General features: G+C 39.6%; 29 protein-coding genes. 1 reads left to right on the top strand and 28 read right to left on the bottom strand.

The genetic code is table 11. From position 1 onward, the window contains the following. Positions 1 to 165: 165 nt before the first annotated feature. From truA to T543_RS11095, 4 genes are read right to left on the bottom strand one after another with little or no spacing between them, the layout of a single operon-like run. A complete protein-coding gene (truA, locus tag T543_RS11110; RefSeq protein ID WP_242839509.1) occupies positions 166 to 957 on the bottom strand; it encodes a tRNA pseudouridine(38-40) synthase TruA in 792 nt (263 codons plus the stop codon). A gap of 3 nt (positions 958 to 960) precedes the next feature. Continuing rightward, positions 961 to 1,764, bottom strand: a complete 804-nt coding sequence (locus T543_RS11105; protein ID WP_035768542.1) for an energy-coupling factor transporter transmembrane component T family protein — start codon at positions 1,762 to 1,764, stop codon at positions 961 to 963. Between the two features lie 16 nt (positions 1,765 to 1,780). Next, positions 1,781 to 2,626 carry an energy-coupling factor transporter ATPase gene (locus T543_RS11100; RefSeq protein WP_035768540.1) on the bottom strand — a complete coding sequence of 282 codons (846 nt, stop codon included), beginning with the start codon at positions 2,624 to 2,626 and terminating at the stop codon, positions 1,781 to 1,783. Between the two features lie 9 nt (positions 2,627 to 2,635). After that, the gene (locus tag T543_RS11095) at positions 2,636 to 3,505 is read right to left on the bottom strand and encodes an energy-coupling factor transporter ATPase (RefSeq protein WP_242839508.1); all 870 of its coding nucleotides are present in this window, start codon (positions 3,503 to 3,505) and stop codon (positions 2,636 to 2,638) included. A 98-nt stretch (positions 3,506 to 3,603) separates the two neighbouring features. Between T543_RS11095 and T543_RS11090 the strand changes: the two genes are divergently transcribed. Next, positions 3,604 to 4,389, top strand: coding sequence for a M15 family metallopeptidase (locus T543_RS11090; RefSeq protein ID WP_081830050.1), 786 nt, complete (start codon positions 3,604 to 3,606; stop codon positions 4,387 to 4,389). Between the two features lie 204 nt (positions 4,390 to 4,593). Here T543_RS11090 and T543_RS11085 read toward each other — a convergent pair whose 3' ends face one another. From T543_RS11085 to rpsC, 24 genes are all read right to left on the bottom strand, one after another. Next, a complete protein-coding gene (locus T543_RS11085) occupies positions 4,594 to 5,130 on the bottom strand; it encodes a bL17 family ribosomal protein (RefSeq protein WP_035768538.1) in 537 nt (178 codons plus the stop codon). Between the two features lie 153 nt (positions 5,131 to 5,283). Further along, positions 5,284 to 6,246, bottom strand: a complete 963-nt coding sequence (locus T543_RS11080) for a DNA-directed RNA polymerase subunit alpha (RefSeq protein WP_035768536.1) — start codon at positions 6,244 to 6,246, stop codon at positions 5,284 to 5,286. Positions 6,247 to 6,311: 65 nt separating this feature from the next. Next, positions 6,312 to 6,905 carry a 30S ribosomal protein S4 gene (gene rpsD / locus T543_RS11075; protein WP_035768534.1) on the bottom strand — a complete coding sequence of 198 codons (594 nt, stop codon included), beginning with the start codon at positions 6,903 to 6,905 and terminating at the stop codon, positions 6,312 to 6,314. 124 nt (positions 6,906 to 7,029) lie between these two features. Continuing rightward, on the bottom strand, positions 7,030 to 7,428 hold the full coding sequence (gene rpsK / locus T543_RS11070; RefSeq protein WP_026511466.1) for a 30S ribosomal protein S11: 399 nt from the start codon (positions 7,426 to 7,428) through the stop codon (positions 7,030 to 7,032). Positions 7,429 to 7,489: 61 nt separating this feature from the next. Continuing rightward, complete coding sequence (gene rpsM / locus T543_RS11065; protein WP_035768533.1) at positions 7,490 to 7,858, bottom strand: 30S ribosomal protein S13; 369 nt, start codon at positions 7,856 to 7,858, stop codon at positions 7,490 to 7,492. 196 nt (positions 7,859 to 8,054) lie between these two features. Beyond that, the gene (rpmJ, locus tag T543_RS11060; RefSeq protein ID WP_022754357.1) at positions 8,055 to 8,168 is read right to left on the bottom strand and encodes a 50S ribosomal protein L36; all 114 of its coding nucleotides are present in this window, start codon (positions 8,166 to 8,168) and stop codon (positions 8,055 to 8,057) included. A gap of 100 nt (positions 8,169 to 8,268) precedes the next feature. After that, a complete protein-coding gene (infA, locus tag T543_RS11055) occupies positions 8,269 to 8,487 on the bottom strand; it encodes a translation initiation factor IF-1 (protein WP_035768530.1) in 219 nt (72 codons plus the stop codon). Between the two features lie 37 nt (positions 8,488 to 8,524). Next, the gene (gene map, locus T543_RS11050; RefSeq protein ID WP_035768529.1) at positions 8,525 to 9,280 is read right to left on the bottom strand and encodes a type I methionyl aminopeptidase; all 756 of its coding nucleotides are present in this window, start codon (positions 9,278 to 9,280) and stop codon (positions 8,525 to 8,527) included. A gap of 16 nt (positions 9,281 to 9,296) precedes the next feature. Beyond that, positions 9,297 to 9,938, bottom strand: coding sequence for an adenylate kinase (locus T543_RS11045; protein WP_035768527.1), 642 nt, complete (start codon positions 9,936 to 9,938; stop codon positions 9,297 to 9,299). Between the two features lie 86 nt (positions 9,939 to 10,024). Next, positions 10,025 to 11,344 (bottom strand): preprotein translocase subunit SecY, encoded by a 1,320-nt coding sequence (gene secY, locus T543_RS11040; RefSeq protein ID WP_035768526.1) that lies wholly within the window; start codon positions 11,342 to 11,344, stop codon positions 10,025 to 10,027. Then, the gene (gene rplO / locus T543_RS11035) at positions 11,344 to 11,784 is read right to left on the bottom strand and encodes a 50S ribosomal protein L15 (RefSeq protein ID WP_035768525.1); all 441 of its coding nucleotides are present in this window, start codon (positions 11,782 to 11,784) and stop codon (positions 11,344 to 11,346) included. The genes secY and rplO overlap by 1 nt, the downstream gene beginning before the upstream one ends. Before the next feature lie 16 nt (positions 11,785 to 11,800). Next, entirely contained in the window at positions 11,801 to 12,004 is a 204-nt protein-coding gene (gene rpmD, locus T543_RS11030) for a 50S ribosomal protein L30 (RefSeq protein ID WP_035768524.1), read from the bottom strand. Positions 12,005 to 12,034: 30 nt separating this feature from the next. After that, complete coding sequence (rpsE, locus tag T543_RS11025) at positions 12,035 to 12,544, bottom strand: 30S ribosomal protein S5 (protein ID WP_035768523.1); 510 nt, start codon at positions 12,542 to 12,544, stop codon at positions 12,035 to 12,037. Positions 12,545 to 12,560: 16 nt separating this feature from the next. After that, positions 12,561 to 12,929, bottom strand: a complete 369-nt coding sequence (gene rplR, locus T543_RS11020; RefSeq protein WP_035768522.1) for a 50S ribosomal protein L18 — start codon at positions 12,927 to 12,929, stop codon at positions 12,561 to 12,563. A gap of 19 nt (positions 12,930 to 12,948) precedes the next feature. Continuing rightward, complete coding sequence (rplF, locus tag T543_RS11015) at positions 12,949 to 13,488, bottom strand: 50S ribosomal protein L6 (protein ID WP_035768521.1); 540 nt, start codon at positions 13,486 to 13,488, stop codon at positions 12,949 to 12,951. A gap of 15 nt (positions 13,489 to 13,503) precedes the next feature. Continuing rightward, a complete protein-coding gene (gene rpsH / locus T543_RS11010; RefSeq protein WP_035768520.1) occupies positions 13,504 to 13,905 on the bottom strand; it encodes a 30S ribosomal protein S8 in 402 nt (133 codons plus the stop codon). 83 nt (positions 13,906 to 13,988) lie between these two features. Continuing rightward, positions 13,989 to 14,174, bottom strand: a complete 186-nt coding sequence (locus tag T543_RS11005; protein ID WP_022761326.1) for a type Z 30S ribosomal protein S14 — start codon at positions 14,172 to 14,174, stop codon at positions 13,989 to 13,991. Positions 14,175 to 14,195: 21 nt separating this feature from the next. After that, a complete protein-coding gene (gene rplE, locus T543_RS11000) occupies positions 14,196 to 14,735 on the bottom strand; it encodes a 50S ribosomal protein L5 (RefSeq protein ID WP_035768519.1) in 540 nt (179 codons plus the stop codon). A 22-nt stretch (positions 14,736 to 14,757) separates the two neighbouring features. Next, positions 14,758 to 15,069, bottom strand: coding sequence for a 50S ribosomal protein L24 (gene rplX, locus T543_RS10995; RefSeq protein WP_035768518.1), 312 nt, complete (start codon positions 15,067 to 15,069; stop codon positions 14,758 to 14,760). Positions 15,070 to 15,080: 11 nt separating this feature from the next. Beyond that, entirely contained in the window at positions 15,081 to 15,449 is a 369-nt protein-coding gene (gene rplN / locus T543_RS10990; RefSeq protein WP_035768517.1) for a 50S ribosomal protein L14, read from the bottom strand. Between the two features lie 34 nt (positions 15,450 to 15,483). Further along, on the bottom strand, positions 15,484 to 15,738 hold the full coding sequence (gene rpsQ, locus T543_RS10985) for a 30S ribosomal protein S17 (RefSeq protein ID WP_051638727.1): 255 nt from the start codon (positions 15,736 to 15,738) through the stop codon (positions 15,484 to 15,486). A 28-nt stretch (positions 15,739 to 15,766) separates the two neighbouring features. Continuing rightward, entirely contained in the window at positions 15,767 to 15,970 is a 204-nt protein-coding gene (gene rpmC, locus T543_RS10980) for a 50S ribosomal protein L29 (RefSeq protein ID WP_026493608.1), read from the bottom strand. Then, complete coding sequence (rplP, locus tag T543_RS10975) at positions 15,960 to 16,397, bottom strand: 50S ribosomal protein L16 (protein WP_022761332.1); 438 nt, start codon at positions 16,395 to 16,397, stop codon at positions 15,960 to 15,962. Before rplP ends, rpmC begins: the two co-directional genes overlap by 11 nt. Continuing rightward, on the bottom strand, positions 16,397 to 17,068 hold the full coding sequence (rpsC, locus tag T543_RS10970) for a 30S ribosomal protein S3 (RefSeq protein WP_035768515.1): 672 nt from the start codon (positions 17,066 to 17,068) through the stop codon (positions 16,397 to 16,399). The genes rplP and rpsC overlap by 1 nt, the downstream gene beginning before the upstream one ends. Positions 17,069 to 17,079: the final 11 nt, after the last annotated feature.

The following is a 17,079-nucleotide window of genomic DNA, read 5'->3' as shown; positions in this document are numbered from 1 at the left end:
GCCCTGTTACTTACCGGGATAACATGACGACATTTGCATGATAATACGTCACACAGTCATATATTATATGCTCATAATGCATTTTTTGTCAATATAAAATAGCCAAATACTTCGCATAATTAATGAACTTTTCATATATTTCTGTATCGTGGGAAACACGCATTTTTAATCCATATCAAAAGTACTGTTAACAAGAAACAGTCCTTGCGGAGGAGCTGTTGGTCCTGCTGCGCTTCGATCACGTTTTTCAATAATAGTGATCATGTCTTCGGGCGCTATTTTACCTCTTCCCACATCCATTAGAGTTCCTGCTATTATTCTGACCATATTGTATAAAAAACCATTCCCTCTAACTCGAATGATAACAAGACTCCCTTTTCTTTCTACATCAATGTCTCTAATCGTCCTCACATGAGATAATACCTGCGCCCCCGCACTACAGAAGCTTGAAAAGTCATGTTCTCCAATAAGATACTGCGCCGCTTCATTCATCTTTTTTTCATCGAGCCTGTAACTGCAGTGGTATGTGTAAAGCCTGTCAGTTGGTATTTCTATATCGGTGTTCATGATCCTGTATTCATAGGTTTTCTCTGTTTTCCTCTTGCGTGGGTGAAAATCAGACGAAACCTCAAATGACTTTGTTATCCTGATATCTGCCGGCAATTTGGTATTTAATGCATTCGAGAATCTTTCCGGTGGTATACTTGATCCAGTATCAAAAACAGCAACGTTGCAGTAAGCATGAACCCCTGTATCTGTTCTGCTTGCACCAATCACTTCCGTTTTTTCGCCGGTTAATTGCTCAATTGCATCTATTATAGTGCCTTCTATAGTTTTTTCATTATCCTGAAATGCAAAACCATGGTAACAAGTTCCATCATAAGCTATTTCCAAAAAAATACGCCTGACAGTTTTACCTTCGTTGGACATTCCGTCTACCTTATGATTTTCTTTCATAGTTTAGAACAATATTTTCCCTATTATTATGCAGAGTACAAAATATACTACAACTATTCCGTAAGCAATGAAATCCCTTTTTCTGTAGATCAATGGTTTCATCTTTGTTCTGCCTTCGCCACCTCTGTAGCATCTGGATTCCATCGCCATTGCAAGGTCCCCTGCTCTTCTGAATGCAGATATAAAAAGCGGAACAAGTAGTGGAACCAGGCTCTGTGCCTTTTTTATAAGCGATTTACTCTCAAAATCCGCGCCTCTGGCCATCTGGGCTTTCATAATTTTGTCAGTTTCTTCCAGCAATATCGGTATAAATCTGAGGGCTATAGACATCATCATAGATATTTCATGAACAGGTACATTTAATCTTTTTAGAGGATTCATGAGCGATTCTAGTCCATCAGTCAACTGGTTTGGTGTGGTTGTAAGCGTCATTATGGATGATCCTGTTATAAGAAAAACCAGCCTTATTCCCATCATTGTCGCCGTTTTTATGCCTTCAATCGTTACTTTAAGTTTCCATAACGTAAATATTGGAGTTCCGGGTGTCAAAAAGAGATTAAAAATCATTGTGATCGCAAGCAACATATAAATCGCTTTCATTCCCTTAAAGATGAACTTTACCGGAACATGTGAAAGTTTTATTATCGCTGCAAGAAACAAAGCTCCAATTATATATCCTGCAAAATTGTCAACGATGAATAAAGAAATAATAAAAAGTAATGTAGTTGAAATTTTAACTCTGGGATCAAGTCTATGAATGACCGAGTCTGTCTGGTAGTATTGTCCCAGCGTGATGTCTCGAAGCATCTTTTATATCTCCATCTTATCTGAATAGTTTCATAATTTCATCTGCTGCTTCATCAATGGTTATGGCTGTAGTATTTACGGGAAAGCCTTCGCTCTCAAGAGCTTCCATTACATAAGTAACCTGAGGCGCAGCCAGACCGATTTTTTCAAGTTCCTTATGATATGAAAAGACTTGCGCAGGTGTGCCATCAAATGCAACCTCCCCTTTGTTCATGACTATGATTCTCTGAACATATTCAGCAACATCTTCCATACTATGGGATACTAAAATGACGGTTATCCCCATTTCTTCATGGAGTTTGGAAATAAGTCCCAAAATCTCACTTCTGCCTCTAGGATCAAGCCCTGCAGTTGGTTCATCAAGTATAAGCACCTGCGGTTTCATTGCAAGTACACCGGCAATTGCCACCCTTCTTTTTTGCCCTCCGGAAAGATCAAAAGGGGATTGGTAGAACTGCTCATCATTAAAGCCTACCTGTTTTAATGCTTCATAGGCTCTAAGTTCAACTTCTTTTTTGGATAGCCCCAGATTCTTTGGTCCGAAGCAAACATCCGTAAAGCAGTCCACCTCGAATAACTGATGCTCAGGGTACTGAAATACCAGTCCAACTTTTGCCCTTAAAGCTTTCCTGTCATATTCAGGATCATTTATGTCTTTTCCATCAAAATAAACTGCTCCGGAAGTAGGCTTTATAAGTCCGTTTAAGTGCTGGATCAAAGTGGATTTACCCGATCCTGTATGCCCTATAAGCCCAATGAACTGGCCATCAGGAATTTCTAATGATATATCCTTTAATGCGGCATGAGCCATTTCTGTATCAGCATCATATATGTAATTTACATGATCGATGATTATCGCCATTTTACTGCCTTACTTTCTTATTTTTTTAAGCTGATCTACAAGTTCTTCTATTGTTAAGATTCCATCTTCAAGCGGTAGTCCGCGCATCTTTAATTCGTGCGCAAGGAGTGTTACCTGAGGTACATCCAATCTGAGTTCCTTTAGTCTATCTACCTGAGAAAAAATTTCTCTTGGTGTTCCCTGCATTTCCACATGCCCTTTATCCATTACATAAACTCTGTCAGAATATATAACTTCTTCCATATAATGTGTAATGAGGATTATCGTAATATTTTCTACCTGATTTAAAGCTCTTGCAGCTCTTATGACATCTTTTCTTCCATTTGGATCAAGCATTGCTGTTGGCTCATCAAGAATTATGCACTTGGGATGCATAGCTATTACACCTGCTATTGATACCCTCTGTTTTTGGCCACCTGACAAATGGTTAGGTGAATTCTTCCTGAATTCGTACATTCCTACCGCCTTCAGACTTTCTTCAACTCTTTCCCATATTTCCTTTGTCGGTATTCCGATATTTTCAGGGCCAAATCCCACGTCTTCTTCAACAATTTGACCTATTATCTGATTATCGGGATTCTGAAAAACCATCCCGGCTTCCTGCCTAATGTTCCAGAGATTTTGAAGATTGGACGTATCATTTCCATCAACCCATACCGTCCCTTCTGTTGGGTATAAAAGGGCATTAAAATGTTTGGCAAGTGTCGATTTTCCGGATCCATTATGACCAAGGATAGAAATAAATTCACCTGGATTAATAGATATGTTTACATCATCTACAGCTGTAGTTATTCCTTCGACATTGCCCTCTTCATCTCTTCGTATATATTCAAATGTCAGATCCTCTGTACAGATCATCTCATCATGCTTTTTTTTCATATTGCGCTCCGTTATAGTCATCAATACATTAGCTTATTTTATTATATGAATAACCGAAAAACAAGCGATGAGCCGGTAAAATATGGTACAATTGCCTTATGCGTGAAAACTATATTAAACCCATTATAATATTAGCAGTTATTATTGTCGTAAGTTCATTACTCGCCAGAACCATGTCAGGAGGAGAAACTTTATCGGATTATGCTAAAAATAGCCCGAATAATTCGAGTAGTGCTATAAATAATACTGCTGATTCCTATAAAGATGTGTCATCATCTGATCAAAAAATCAATATTCCGGATTCTTCCATGCAAATCTCATCAGAAGTAAAAGAAGATAGAGTTGTACTGGATGAAGGTTTTTACTACGATCCCATCGATGAAGTATATGATAAGGTAAGGGATGATCAAACGAACCTGGTTTGCTGCACGGTTAAATATATTTCTTTTGATGGTACTGAATTATCCGGACAGATTATTTGCGATTTATCAATTGGCGACGACATACTAAAAATCTTTAAAGAGCTGTATATAAATGATTATCGTATTGAATACATTGATTCTTGTTTTAATGCTTCAGCAAATAATGATAGCTCTGTTGATAACAACACGATCTGTTATTTAGATAAAGATTATGATAGTGAAAAACATGCTTCCGGATTGGCCATAGATATCAATCCTCTCTACAATCCATATATATCATATGATGAGAGCGGAAACACTATCGTAGAGCCGAGTAGCTCTGGAGAATATATAGACCGTACCAATAATTTTCCTTATAAAATTGATGAGAATGATCTGGCATATAAACTATTTACTTTACACGGCTTTACATGGGGTGGTAATTGGAATTCCGGAAAAAGTTATGGACACTTTCAGAAATAGTCTCTATAACGTATTATATGAGGCTCAGCATTGTTGCCAATCGAGTAGGCTGACTCCTACTCGATTTCGCACACGAACATTCCGCACTTAGTGCTCCATGTTCTTACGACCGGCAAATGAATTTGTATGCAAGCATCCATTCGCTTGCCGGTCTTGTGCAACAAAAAAAGAATTCCGACTTTCATCGGAATTCTTTTTTTGTCATTATACAAGTTCAAGAACAACCATCATAGCTGCATCGCCCTTACGCTGACCAATCTTAACGATTCTGGTATAACCACCGTTACGGTTAGCATACTTAGGGCCATACTCTGTGAAAAGCTTGTCTACAAGATCAATCTTCTTTGTGTTCTTCTTTCTTCCAGCTGCTTCCTTCGGAACCTCAGTTACAGGATAAAGAGTCTTGAGAATCTGTCTTCTTGCATGCATACGTGAAGGCTTATCCTTTTTGATTTCCTTCTGAACTGTATCATATACAGTTACCTTTCTTCCATCCTTAACTTCCTTTACACGCTTGCCGTCTTTATCTTTGCGAGCAACCTTAGCCTCAACAGTTACTGTCTCGTAGTTGTCTCTTTCTTTAGCAGCAAGTGCTATGATAGGCTCTACAATCTTCTTTACTTCCTTAGCTCTAGCCTCGGTTGTAACGATCTTGCCGTTGTAAAGTAACATTGTTGCCTGGTTTCTAAGAAGTGCTCTTCTAGGCTTTGTTGCTTTGCCTAATTTTCTGTACATTGCCATAATAATTTACATCCTTTCTCATTCGCAGAGTTCCCTCTGCTGTGGTGCATACTGAGACACTCTTTGGATTTACTCTCAGTATGTTGTTTATCTACCTATGAGAATCCGCGTCAGTACACATTGGATTTATCTTCAGCGAATATCTTATAAATATTAGTTCTGCTCTTCGCCTGTTCTAAGAGCAAGACCAAGTTCATCGAGTTTTGCAAGAACTTCCTCAAGTGACTTACGTCCAAGATTACGAACCTTCATCATATCATCAGGAGTCTTATTTGTAAGTTCCTCAACTGTGTTGATACCGGCTCTCTTTAAGCAGTTGAAAGAACGTACACTGAGCTCAAGCTCATCAATGCTCATCTCAAGAACTTTTTCCTTCTCATCATTGTCTTTTTCTACCATTACTTCTGCAGTCTTGGCATTCTCAGACAGATCAATGAAGAGACTCAAATGCTCACTAAGAACCTTAGCTGCAAGGCTTACTGCCTCATCAGGACCAAGTGTTCCGTTTGTATGAACATCTAATGTAAGTTTGTCATAGTCAGTTACCTGACCCACACGAGTATTTTCAACGCTTACGTTAACGCGCTCTACAGGTGTATAGATAGAATCTACTGCAATTACTCCTATGGGAAGATCAGCCTGCTTATTCTTATCTGAGCTTACATAACCTCTACCCTTATTGATAGTAAGTTCCATGTAAAGCTTAGCATCTTTACCACAAAGTGTAGCGATAACCTGATCGGGATTTGTAATTTCAATATCCTGATCTACCTGAATATCAGCTGCAGTTACAACACCTTCGCCTGTATACTCAATATATGCAGTCTTGGGTTCGTTGGTATCAGAATTATTTCGAATAGCAAGGTTCTTGATATTCATGATAATTTCAGTTACATCTTCCTTTACTCCGGGAATTGAACTGAACTCATGAAGCACACCTTCGATTTTGACCTGACTTACTGCTGCTCCGGGCAAAGAAGAAAGCATAATTCTTCTGAGTGAATTGCCAAGAGTGATGCCATAGCCTCTCTCAAGTGGCTCCACAACAAATTTGCCATACTTCTTGTCTTCGGAAATTTCAGCAACTTCAATATTTGGTCTCTCAAAATCAAACACTGATATACCCTCCTTATTGGTTTTTTAAAGTATCCATGATAAAAAATTGAAAAAACAATTTTAAATTACTTTGAATACAACTCGACAATCAACATTTCATCAACAGGAACGTCGATTACATCTCTTGAAGGGAATTCTTTTACTGATCCACTAAGGTTATCCTTGTTAACATCAAGCCATTCAGGAACAAGTCTACCAGCTGTGATCTCGGAAATATCCTTGAATCTCTGGATTGTTCTAACAGCCTCTTTAACCTCAACAACATCACCTGCTTTGATGAGGTATGAAGGAATATTTACAACCTTACCATTTACAGTGATGAACTTGTGAAGAACAACCTGTCTAGCTTCTCTTCTTGTTCTTGCAAAGCCCATTCTGAAAACAACGTTGTCAAGTCTACGCTCAAGAAGGACCATAAGGTTTTCACCGGCCTGTCCCTTCTGACGCTCTGCCTTGTCGTAGTAGTTACGGAAAGGCTTCTCAAGTACACCATAGATGAACTTTGCCTTCTGTTTCTCACGAAGCTGAAGACCATACTCGCTCATCTTCTTATTTGCTCTGCTGTTTGTTCTCTTTGATTTCTTGTCATATCCAAGAAATGTAGGATCTAAATCAAGTGATCTGCATCTCTTTAAAACTGGAACTCTATTAACTGCCATTATTGGCTCCTTTCTTTTTCAGGACTATCTCCTGATGTTGTTTACAGTGCTGTTTGCGCCTTCATCCAACGAGTTGAATAAATTTATAGTATCATAGGTGCTTAAAATAAAAATTTTAAACAAATTATACTCTACGACGCTTGGGCGGGCGGCACCCGTTATGAGGTACAGGTGTTACATCCGTAATACTGGTAACGGTAAGGCCACTTGCAGCAAGAGCTCTGATTGCAGCTTCTCTTCCTGAACCCGGTCCCTTTACAAAAACATCAACAGTCTTAAGGCCATGAATAAGTGCAGCCTTTGTTGCTGTTTCTGCAGCCATCTGTGCAGCATATGGAGTAGATTTCCTTGAACCTTTAAAACCAAGACCACCGGCACTTGCCCAGCTAAGTGCATTACCAGCTGCATCTGTCAATGTAACGATTGTGTTATTGAAAGATGACTGGATATGTGCCTGTCCGTGTTCAACGTTTTTCTTGACACGCTTCTTTGCTTTTGAAGCTGATGATTTCTGATTTGCCATTTTAAACTAACCTACTTTCTTCCTATGTTTATTTCTTAGTTACTGTATGTAATAAAAAGAATTACTTCTTCTTATTAGCAATTGTTCTCTTAGGTCCTTTTCTTGTTCTTGCATTGGTCTTTGTTCTCTGACCACGAACAGGAAGGCCTCTTCTATGACGAATACCTCTGTAGCAACCAATCTCAGTAAGACGCTTGATGTTCATAGCGATTTCTCTTCTAAGATCACCTTCTACTTCATAATCATTACCGATTATCTCAGCAATTTTCTTTACTTCATCATCTGTGAGATCACGAACACGAGTGTCCGGATTAACCTTTGCAGCCTCAAGAATCTTGTTTGAGCTTGTTCTACCAATACCATAGATATATGTAAGACCAATCTCAACTCGCTTATCTCTCGGTAAGTCTACACCTGCAATACGAGCCATTTTACTAATTCCTCCATTTTCAACTAAATTGATTGTCTCTCCTGATTTCTCGTTATCAGGAAGTTATACGATAAAATCGTATGTACTAATGTTACTTATTTGATTGGGGCTATTATTTCCTTGCCCAATCGGACAGTAGCGGGTCCGATCTTTCCAATACACATTGGTATCAAAAAGTAATGTCAAATGACTCGAATCAGCCCTGTCTCTGTTTGTGCTTAGGGTTTTCGCAAATTACACGAATAACGCCTTTTCTCTTAATAACCTTGCACTTCTCGCACATAGGCTTAACAGAAGACCTTACTTTCATTTGAAACTCCTTTCTGCCGCAATGCTCAAAAAGGGCATACTTTACCCTCTAAAAGCGACCGCATTATATACTATCACAAAATTAGCTTGTTGACAATACTTTATTTATCTCTCCAAATAATTCTGCCCTTTGTAAGATCATAAGGAGAAAGTTCCAAAGTAACCTTATCTCCGGGAAGTATTCTGATAAAGTTTTGTCTGAGTTTTCCACTAATATGTGCAAGTACTATGTGCCCATTTTCAAGTTCTACCTTGAACATTGTGTTAGGAAGTTTTTCAACAACCTTTCCTTCAATTTCAATTACATCTGCTTTAGACATTTATTAAACCTCACTTATCTTGCTTTCGCATGTTCACTTATATAATAGTTAATATCTCCGGTTCACCATTTGGTGTTATCGCTATTGTATTCTCATAATGAGCAGAAACAGATCCATCAGCTGTTACTATTGTCCAATCATCATCAAGTATTGCGACTTGTCTTTTTCCCATTGTTAACATCGGCTCAATGCATAATGTCATTCCGGGCTTTAACAATACTCCTCTGGTTAGTTTTCTATAGTTAGGAATCAATGGCTCTTCATGTAGACTTCTACCAATTCCATGTCCGGTTAATTCTCTAACTATTCCATAGCCATATGAAGTAACATATTTATCAATCGCCCTCGAAATATCATAAAGATGATTACCGGCTTTGGCATATTTTATTCCTTCAAAGAAACTTTGTTTTGTAACTTCTATAAGTTTCTCTGCCTCGGATGAAATATGACCTATACCCCAGGTTCTGGCAGCATCGGAATTGAATCCTTTATATGTAAGTCCGGTATCGAGGGACACTATATCCCCTTCTTTAAGTATAGTCTCAGCTTTGGGTATACCATGCACTACCTCATCGTTTACTGAAATACATACAGAAGCGGGATAGCCCTCATATCCTTTGCAATTAGGTATCCCGCCAAGTCTACGGATTTCTTCCTCGCCTATTTGGTCTATTTCCAAAGTGGACATACCGGGTCTTAAAACTTCATGTAGTTTTTCGTGAACCTGCGCAAGCATATATCCTGCCTGTCTCATGAGGTCCAATTCTTCGTCTGTTTTAACACTTATCGGCATTCCTGCTTACCTCAAGTTAACCAAGAATTCCTACTATCTGATTAAATACATCCTGCATGTCTTTAGTACCGTCTACAGTCTTGAGAATGTTTTTATTGGTGTAATAATCAATAAGCGGCTGTGTCTGGTCGTGATATACTTTTAAGCGGTTGAGAACAGTTTCCGGTTTATCATCATCACGCTGAACGAGTTCACTACCACATGTATCACATATGCCTTCTTTTTTCGGAGGAATATGCTCAATATGATATGTAGCACCACATTTAAGGCATGCTCTTCTTCCGGACATTCTCTTTACGATATTATCATCGGGAACATCAACGTTAATAGCATAATCAACTTTGTCACCGAGTTTTGTAAGTTCTTTATCAAGAACATCTGCCTGAGGAATTGTTCTCGGGAATCCATCCAATACATACCCATTCTTGCAGTCATCCTGAGCAACTCTATCTAAAAGGATTTCTACTGTCAATTCATCGGGAACAAGCTGTCCCTTATCCATAAATTCCTTAGCTTTCTTTCCAAGTTCTGTTCCGTTTTTAATATTGGCACGGAAAATATCACCTGTAGAAATATGCGGAACCTGATATTTATCCGCGATCATTTTAGCCTGTGTTCCTTTTCCCGCACCGGGTGCCCCAAGCATAATTATTTTCATATCCAGCCCTCCATTTTTTTCTTAAAACCACAATAAGAGGTCTGGAGGCACACTATAAATAGTAATGCCTCAAAACCTCTTTTGTTTTAATCATCTAAAAAACCTTTGTAGTTACGTACCAACATCTGTGATTCAATCTGTTTCACCGTTTCAAGAATAACACTTACAACAATGATTAAACTCGTACCACCAAATGATACGTTAGCTCCAAATACACCATTAAAGAAGATCGGTAATACACCAATAATTGTAAGACCAATTGCTCCTATAAATATGATGTAGTTTAAAATGTTTGTTAAATAATCACTTGTGGGTTTTCCAGGACGTATACCCGGAATAAATCCACCCTGTTTTTTCATATTATCTGCAATTTCGAGCGGGTTAAATGTGATAGATGTATAGAAATATGCAAAGAATATAAGCAATAAAACATATACAACAAGCCCAACTGAATACTTCAAATTAGATGTATCACACCAATAACTCTGATTCAGATATTTAAGTATTTCACTCCATACACCGGTTCCCTTGTATCCAACAAGCTGACTGATTATGATAGGGAACTGGAAAAGTGACATTGCAAAGATAATCGGCATAACACCGGCAGTATTAACTTTAAGAGGTATCTCTGAATGATTTCCTCCATATGTTTTTCTGCCCTGAATTTTCTTTGCATACTGTACAGGTATTCTACGCTCAGCGCCGTTCAAAAGAACAACCAGAACAACCATTGCAATTATTACTGCAATAATAACTATTGCAGCCACAACTCCGCTTGCAACATTCTTACTTCCTGTCACAAACTGTGTAAACAGACTGCTTAAATCGGAAGGCATTCTTGAAATGATGTTAATTGTAAGAACTATAGAAATACCATTTCCTACACCATTGTCTGTAATACGCTCACCGATCCACATAAGGAATGCACTTCCTGCTGTAAGAGCTGCAACAATTTCAATTACATAAAGCGGGGATTTTTCAATAAGAAATCCGCTTCTGTAAAATCCAACTGCCATGGCGATTGATTCTACAAGAGCAAGAACCACTGTAATATATCTTGTTAAAGCTGCAAGTTTTTTTCTTCCATCTTCTCCATCACGCTGCCATTCCTCAAATTTTGGAATAGCAATTGTGAGGAGCTGAATGATGATAGAAGATGTAATGTAAGGTGTGATATTGAGTGCCAAAATTGACATATTCTCGAATGATCCACCTGTAAATCGATCCATAAAACCAAATGCGTTGTTCTCAGAAAGTTGTGCAAACCATTCCTGGAATACACTAACGTTCATTCCAGGAACAGGTATTGCTGAACCAAGTCTTATTACTAAGAGCATAGCAAATGTAAACAACATTTTAAGTCTTATATCTTTGATTTTGAATGCATTCTTAATGGTTGTGAACATTAAATCACCTCTGCCGTTCCCCCAAGAGCTTCGATTTTCTCCTTAGCAGATGCACTATATGCATTTACTTTAACCGTAAGCTTTTTGGTAAATTCACCGTTTCCAAGTATCTTGACACCATCATACTCATGTTTGATGATACCGTTATCCTTAAGTGCCTGTATATCAACAACACTACCGTTGTCAAAGCGCTCAAGTGAACTTACATTTATAGCTACGATGTTCTTTGAGTTGATATTTTTAAAGCCTCTCTTAGGAAGACGACGGAACAGAGGCATCTGTCCACCTTCAAATCCCGGTCTGGGAGCACCTGAACGAGCCTTCTGTCCTTTGTGTCCCTTACCTGCAGTCTTGCCATTTCCTGAACCATGACCGCGGCCTCTTCTGAAATTGTCACTCTGAACAGAACCCTCAGCAGGTCTCAAATTTGATAATTCCATGACTTTCCTCCTTATATTAGTCCAGTTCTTCGACCTTAACAAGGTGTCTGATCTGCTGGATCTGTCCTCTTGTAGAAGAGTTATCCGGCAATTCTACACTGCTGTTAAGTTTCTTAAATCCCATTGATTTTACCGTAGCTCTCTGCTTCGGAACAGCACCAATAGTGGACTTAACCAATGTGATTTTAAGCTTTTTTCCACTTTCATTCTTAGCTGCCATTGATTTTCTCCTTTACTAGCTGTTGCTTGATTAAGCGATAACTTCTTCTACAGATTTGCCACGCTTCTTTGCAACTTCCTCAGGAGTCTTAAGACTTCCAAGGCCATTGATTGTTGCATAAACAACATTCTGCTTATTATTAGAACCAAGTGACTTTGTACGAATGTTCTTAATTCCAGCAAGTTCGCAAACTGAACGAGCAGGACCACCGGCGATGATACCAGTACCTTCCGGGGATCTCTTAAGCAGAACCTCTGCTGAACCGAACTTACCAACGAAGTCATGTGTGATACTGTTGTTCTCATCAAGCGGAACTGTGATGAGGTTCTTTGTAGCATCCTCCTTACCCTTGCGAATTGCGTCAGGTATTTCAGTTGACTTACCAAGACCAACACCTACATGACCGTTTCCGTCACCAACTACAACGAGTGCTGTGAACTTCATGTTACGTCCACCCTTAACAACCTTTGTAACTCGCTTGATGGTAACGACTTTATCTGTTAATTCAAGCTGACTTGCATCAACGATTGTACGCTTCATTATCTTTCTCCCTTCCTTAGAATTCTAAGCCTGCTTTTCTAGCTGCTTCTGCGAGTGCTGCTATCTTACCATGGTAGATGTAACCACCTCTATCGAAAACAACGGCTTTGATACCTTTCTCCATTGCTCTCTTAGCAACAACATCACCAACATATGCAGCTGCATCAACATTATCTGTAGCCTTAAGAGCTGACTTAATGTCCTTCTCAAGTGTGGAAGCTGAAACAAGTGTCTTACCGGCAACATCATCGATAACCTGAGCATACATATGATTATTACTTCTGAAAACTGCAAGGCGCGGTCTTTCAGCAGTGCCGCTAAAACGATTACGAATTCTCAGATGCTTCTTTTCGCGACTTTTCTGTCTGGATTCTTTACTAACCATTTTTTACTCTCCTTATCTATTACTTCTTACCGGTCTTACCAACCTTGCGGCGGATAACTTCATCAGAATACTTGATACCCTTGCCCTTATAAGGTTCAGGAGCTCTCTTCTCTCTGATGATTGCTGCAAACTGGCCAACCTTTTCTTTGTCTATACCCTTGACGATGATAGCATTACCATCTACAACTGTCTCGATTCCTTCAGGATCTTCGAGTTCAACAGGATGTGAATAACCAAGGGTCAAGGTGAGTTTCTTGCCGCTCTTTGCTGCTCTGTAACCTACACCGTTAACTTCAAGCTTCTTTTCGTAGCCATCTGTAACACCAACAACCATGTTGTTAAGAAGACTTCTACTAAGTCCGTGAAGAGCTCTTGTCTTCTTCTGATCATCAGGTCTCTTTACTTCAATCTGACCATCTTTCTGTTCGAACTGCATCTCTGCAGGGAAAACTCTCTCAAGAGTGCCCTTAGGACCCTTAACAGTCACCTTATTATTTTCTGCTACTTCTACTGTAACACCAGCAGGAAGAGCGATTGGCATTTTTCCAATTCGTGACATGCCCGTACCTCCAATTTACCAAACAAATGCAAGAACTTCGCCGCCAACCTGGAGCTCTCTTGCCTTTTTATCAGTTACAACACCCTGGTTTGTTGAGATGATAGCGATACCAAGTCCACCAAGAACTCTGGGAAGTTCATCTCTACCTGCGTATACACGCAGACCGGGCTTAGAAATTCTCTTAAGTCCAGTGATAACTCTGTCGTTTCTGTCAGCACCATACTTAAGTGTGATGTGAAGAGACTTGAAACCGTTCTCTTCAACAACATCAAGTTTCTTGATATAACCTTCATCAAGAAGAATGTTTGCAATAGCAAGCTTCATCTTTGAAGAAGGAACGTCAACTGTGTCATGCTTTGCAGTGTTTGCATTACGAATTCTTGTAAGCATATCTGCAATAGGATCATTCATTGCCATTTTGAAAAAGCCTCCTTAATTTTCTATTATTGCTTCGCCTTACTGTGCCTGTATGCACAGAGACACGAAGCCGCAATGTTTTATTACCAACTAGCCTTACGTACACCTGGGATCTCACCCTTGTAAGCTAACTCACGGAAACAAATTCTGCAAATTCCGTACTTTCTAAGATAAGCATGCGGACGACCACAGATTCTGCAACGGTTGTATGCACGTGTAGAAAATTTGGGTTTCATCTGCTGTTTTACCTTCATGGATAATTTAGCCATGTGTCTCGATTCCTCCTATTATTACTTAGCGAAAGGCATGTTGAAGAGTCTTAAAAGCTCTCTTGCCTCTTCATCAGTCTTGGCAGTTGTTGTAAAGATGATGTCCATTCCTCTTGTTTTATCAACCTTATCGTACTCGATTTCAGGGAAGATAAGCTGCTCTTTAATACCAAGAGCATAGTTACCTCTACCATCAAATGCGTTAGGGTTAACTCCACGGAAGTCACGTACACGAGGAAGTGCCAGGTTAACGAGACGATCCATGAACTCATACATCTTCTCACCACGAAGTGTTACCTTACATCCAATCGGCATACCCTCTCTAATCTTGAAGTTAGCGATGGACTTCTTTGCCTTAGTATAAACAGGCTTCTGACCGGAAATAATCTGCATATCATTTGCAGCATTCTCAAGAACCTTTGCGTTTTCTTTTGCTTCACCTACAGCCATGTTTATTACAATCTTATCGAGCTTCGGAACTTCCATGACGTTCTTATAACCGAACTTCTTTGTCATAGCATCCATAATCTCGTTTTTATATAAATCCTTATATCTACTCAAAGCTCCTTACCTCCTTTCTCAATTAGTCAATGACTTCACCGGTTGATTTAGCAACACGAACTTTTTTGCCGTCCTCTACCTTGAAACCAACACGGGTAGCCTTTCCTTTATGAACATACATAACATTGGAGATGTCCATAGGAGCTTCCTGCTGAATAATACCACCGTTAGGATTTGAAGCTGAAGGCTTTGTATGCTTTGTAACCATATTTGCACCTTCAACTACAACCTTACCGTTTTTAAGGTCAACAGAGAGTACCTTGCCTTCTTTATCTTTGCTCTTGCCGGCAATAACTTTAACAGTATCGCCCTTCTTAATCTTACTTGTAGACATTCGGCGCCTCCTTATAATACTTCCGGAGCAAGAGAAAGTATCTTCATATACTTTTTATCACGAAGCTCTCTTGCAACGGGTCCAAAAATACGAGTTCCCTTAGGTGTGCCTTCATCGTTGATGATGACTGCAGCGTTCTCGTCAAAACGAATATAAGAACCATCCTTACGACGAGTCTCCTTTACGGTACGTACGACAACTGCTTTAACAACATCACCTTTTTTTACAACACCGCCGGGTGTTGCTTCTTTAACCGAAGCAACAACTACATCGCCGATTCTCGCATATCTTCTTGTAGAACCACCCATAACACGGATTGTCAAAAGCTCTTTTGCACCTGTGTTATCAGCAACTCTAAGTCTGCTTTCCTGCTGAATCATGTTATTTCTCCTTTTATTATCAACTATCAGCTAATTACTTAGCACGTTCAATAATCTGAACCAGTCTCCATCTCTTATCCTTAGAGATTGGCTTTGTTTCCATAACCTTGACTGTATCACCTATGCGGCACTCATTGTTTTCGTCATGAGCCTTCAGCTTATAGGTTCTTTTAACAATCTTCTTGTAAAGAGGATGTTTTACATGATCTTCGATGGAAACTGTGATGGTCTTATCCATCTTATCGCTTGTTACTTTACCAACACGCGTTTTTCTTAAATTTCTTTCCACGATATACTCCTTTCAGGATCCCACTTCATTACTGTGCTGCATTCTGTGTGATCACAGTCTGAATTCTAGCAATATTCTTTCTAACCTCTTTAATTCTAGCTGTGTTATCCAGCTGGTTAGTTGCATTCTGGAATCTCAGATTAAAAAGTTCCTTCTTTGCTGATACAAGCTCCTGGCTGAGTTCCTCAGCAGACTTAGCTTTCAGCTCTTCTACATATTTATTAGTTTTCATTGGATGCACCGCCTTCCAAATCAGCCTTTGAAACAATCTTACACTTACAAGGAAGTTTATGTGTAGCAAGACGAAGTGCTTCTCTTGCAACTTCCTCATCGACACCGCCGATTTCAAACATAACACGTCCAGGCTTAACAACAGCTACCCAGTAATCTACAGAACCTTTACCGGAACCCATACGAGTTTCAGCAGGTTTTGCTGTAACAGGCTTGTCAGGGAAAATCTTGATCCAAACCTGACCACCACGCTTGATGAAACGAGTCATAGCGACACGGGCTGCCTCGATCTGATTTGAACGAATCCAGCAGGGCTCAAGCGCTACTATTCCATACTCACCGTATGCGATTGTGTTTCCACGTGTAGCCTTACCAGCCATAGAACCGCGGAACTGCTTACGATGCTTAACTCTCTTCGGCATTAACATTATTTATCGCTCCCTTCCTTTTCTGAATTCTCGGATGCTCTCTTAGGAAGTACTTCACCCTTGTAGATCCATACCTTAACACCAACTTTACCATAAGTTGTGTCTGCCTCAGCAAATCCATAATCAATATCTGCTCTAAGTGTCTGCAGCGGAATTGTACCCTCACTGTAGAACTCACTTCTTGCGATATCAGCGCCACCAAGACGTCCGCTGCAGCAAGCCTTAATACCCTGAGCATCTGTCTTCATTGTTCTGCTCATGCATGACTTCATAGCACGGCGGAAAGATACACGGTTCTCAAGCTGCTGTGCAATGTTCTCTGCAACGAGCTGAGCATCCTTATCGGGCTTCTTGATTTCTTTAATATCTACAAGAACCTTCTTATCTGTGATCTTAGAAAGTTCTTTCTTAGTAACTTCGATTTCTGCACCGCCCTTACCAATTACAACACCGGGCTTAGCTGTGTAAACGATAACCTTTACACGATCAGAAGCTCTCTCAATTTCAATCTTTGAGATGCCTGCAGCATAGAGCTTCTTCTTAAGAAACTTTCTTATTTTGTAATCTTCAACAAGATTGTCTGCAAACTCGCCATTCTCTGCATACCATTTGGAATCCCAATCTGCAATGATGCCGACTCTGAGGCCATGAGGATTAACTTTCTGTCCCATTGAACTTACTT

Origin of the sequence: Butyrivibrio sp. NC2002 (assembly GCF_000702265.1) — a bacterium.
Classification (GTDB): Bacteria; Bacillota; Clostridia; order Lachnospirales; family Lachnospiraceae; genus Butyrivibrio.
The sequence above is the reverse complement of the archived record's forward strand: the minus strand, read 5'-3'. Positions and strand labels throughout refer to the sequence as shown.

What these genes read in the sequence shown, in the direction of transcription:
- truA (WP_242839509.1), bottom strand. Translation starts at nt 957, where the DNA reads ATGAAAGAAAATCATAAGGTAGACGGAATGTCCAACGAAGGTAAAACT.
- T543_RS11105 (WP_035768542.1), bottom strand. Translation starts at nt 1,764, where the DNA reads ATGCTTCGAGACATCACGCTGGGACAATACTACCAGACAGACTCGGTC.
- T543_RS11100 (WP_035768540.1), bottom strand. Translation starts at nt 2,626, where the DNA reads ATGGCGATAATCATCGATCATGTAAATTACATATATGATGCTGATACA.
- T543_RS11095 (WP_242839508.1), bottom strand. Translation starts at nt 3,505, where the DNA reads ATGAAAAAAAAGCATGATGAGATGATCTGTACAGAGGATCTGACATTT.
- T543_RS11090 (WP_081830050.1), top strand. Translation starts at nt 3,604, where the DNA reads ATGCGTGAAAACTATATTAAACCCATTATAATATTAGCAGTTATTATT.
- T543_RS11085 (WP_035768538.1), bottom strand. Translation starts at nt 5,130, where the DNA reads ATGGCAATGTACAGAAAATTAGGCAAAGCAACAAAGCCTAGAAGAGCA.
- rpsD (WP_035768534.1), bottom strand. Translation starts at nt 6,905, where the DNA reads ATGGCAGTTAATAGAGTTCCAGTTTTAAAGAGATGCAGATCACTTGAT.
- rpsK (WP_026511466.1), bottom strand. Translation starts at nt 7,428, where the DNA reads ATGGCAAATCAGAAATCATCAGCTTCAAAAGCAAAGAAGCGTGTCAAG.
- rpsM (WP_035768533.1), bottom strand. Translation starts at nt 7,858, where the DNA reads ATGGCTCGTATTGCAGGTGTAGACTTACCGAGAGATAAGCGAGTTGAG.
- rpmJ (WP_022754357.1), bottom strand. Translation starts at nt 8,168, where the DNA reads ATGAAAGTAAGGTCTTCTGTTAAGCCTATGTGCGAGAAGTGCAAGGTT.
- infA (WP_035768530.1), bottom strand. Translation starts at nt 8,487, where the DNA reads ATGTCTAAAGCAGATGTAATTGAAATTGAAGGAAAGGTTGTTGAAAAA.
- map (WP_035768529.1), bottom strand. Translation starts at nt 9,280, where the DNA reads ATGCCGATAAGTGTTAAAACAGACGAAGAATTGGACCTCATGAGACAG.
- T543_RS11045 (WP_035768527.1), bottom strand. Translation starts at nt 9,938, where the DNA reads ATGAAAATAATTATGCTTGGGGCACCCGGTGCGGGAAAAGGAACACAG.
- secY (WP_035768526.1), bottom strand. Translation starts at nt 11,344, where the DNA reads ATGTTCACAACCATTAAGAATGCATTCAAAATCAAAGATATAAGACTT.
- rplO (WP_035768525.1), bottom strand. Translation starts at nt 11,784, where the DNA reads ATGGAATTATCAAATTTGAGACCTGCTGAGGGTTCTGTTCAGAGTGAC.
- rpmD (WP_035768524.1), bottom strand. Translation starts at nt 12,004, where the DNA reads ATGGCAGCTAAGAATGAAAGTGGAAAAAAGCTTAAAATCACATTGGTT.
- rpsE (WP_035768523.1), bottom strand. Translation starts at nt 12,544, where the DNA reads ATGAAGCGTACAATCGTTGATGCAAGTCAGCTTGAATTAACAGATAAA.
- rplR (WP_035768522.1), bottom strand. Translation starts at nt 12,929, where the DNA reads ATGGTTAGTAAAGAATCCAGACAGAAAAGTCGCGAAAAGAAGCATCTG.
- rplF (WP_035768521.1), bottom strand. Translation starts at nt 13,488, where the DNA reads ATGTCACGAATTGGAAAAATGCCAATCGCTCTTCCTGCTGGTGTTACA.
- rpsH (WP_035768520.1), bottom strand. Translation starts at nt 13,905, where the DNA reads ATGGCAATGAATGATCCTATTGCAGATATGCTTACAAGAATTCGTAAT.
- T543_RS11005 (WP_022761326.1), bottom strand. Translation starts at nt 14,174, where the DNA reads ATGGCTAAATTATCCATGAAGGTAAAACAGCAGATGAAACCCAAATTT.
- rplX (WP_035768518.1), bottom strand. Translation starts at nt 15,069, where the DNA reads ATGTCTACAAGTAAGATTAAGAAGGGCGATACTGTTAAAGTTATTGCC.
- rplN (WP_035768517.1), bottom strand. Translation starts at nt 15,449, where the DNA reads ATGATTCAGCAGGAAAGCAGACTTAGAGTTGCTGATAACACAGGTGCA.
- rpmC (WP_026493608.1), bottom strand. Translation starts at nt 15,970, where the DNA reads ATGAAAACTAATAAATATGTAGAAGAGCTGAAAGCTAAGTCTGCTGAG.
- rplP (WP_022761332.1), bottom strand. Translation starts at nt 16,397, where the DNA reads ATGTTAATGCCGAAGAGAGTTAAGCATCGTAAGCAGTTCCGCGGTTCT.
- rpsC (WP_035768515.1), bottom strand. Translation starts at nt 17,068, where the DNA reads ATGGGACAGAAAGTTAATCCTCATGGCCTCAGAGTCGGCATCATTGCA.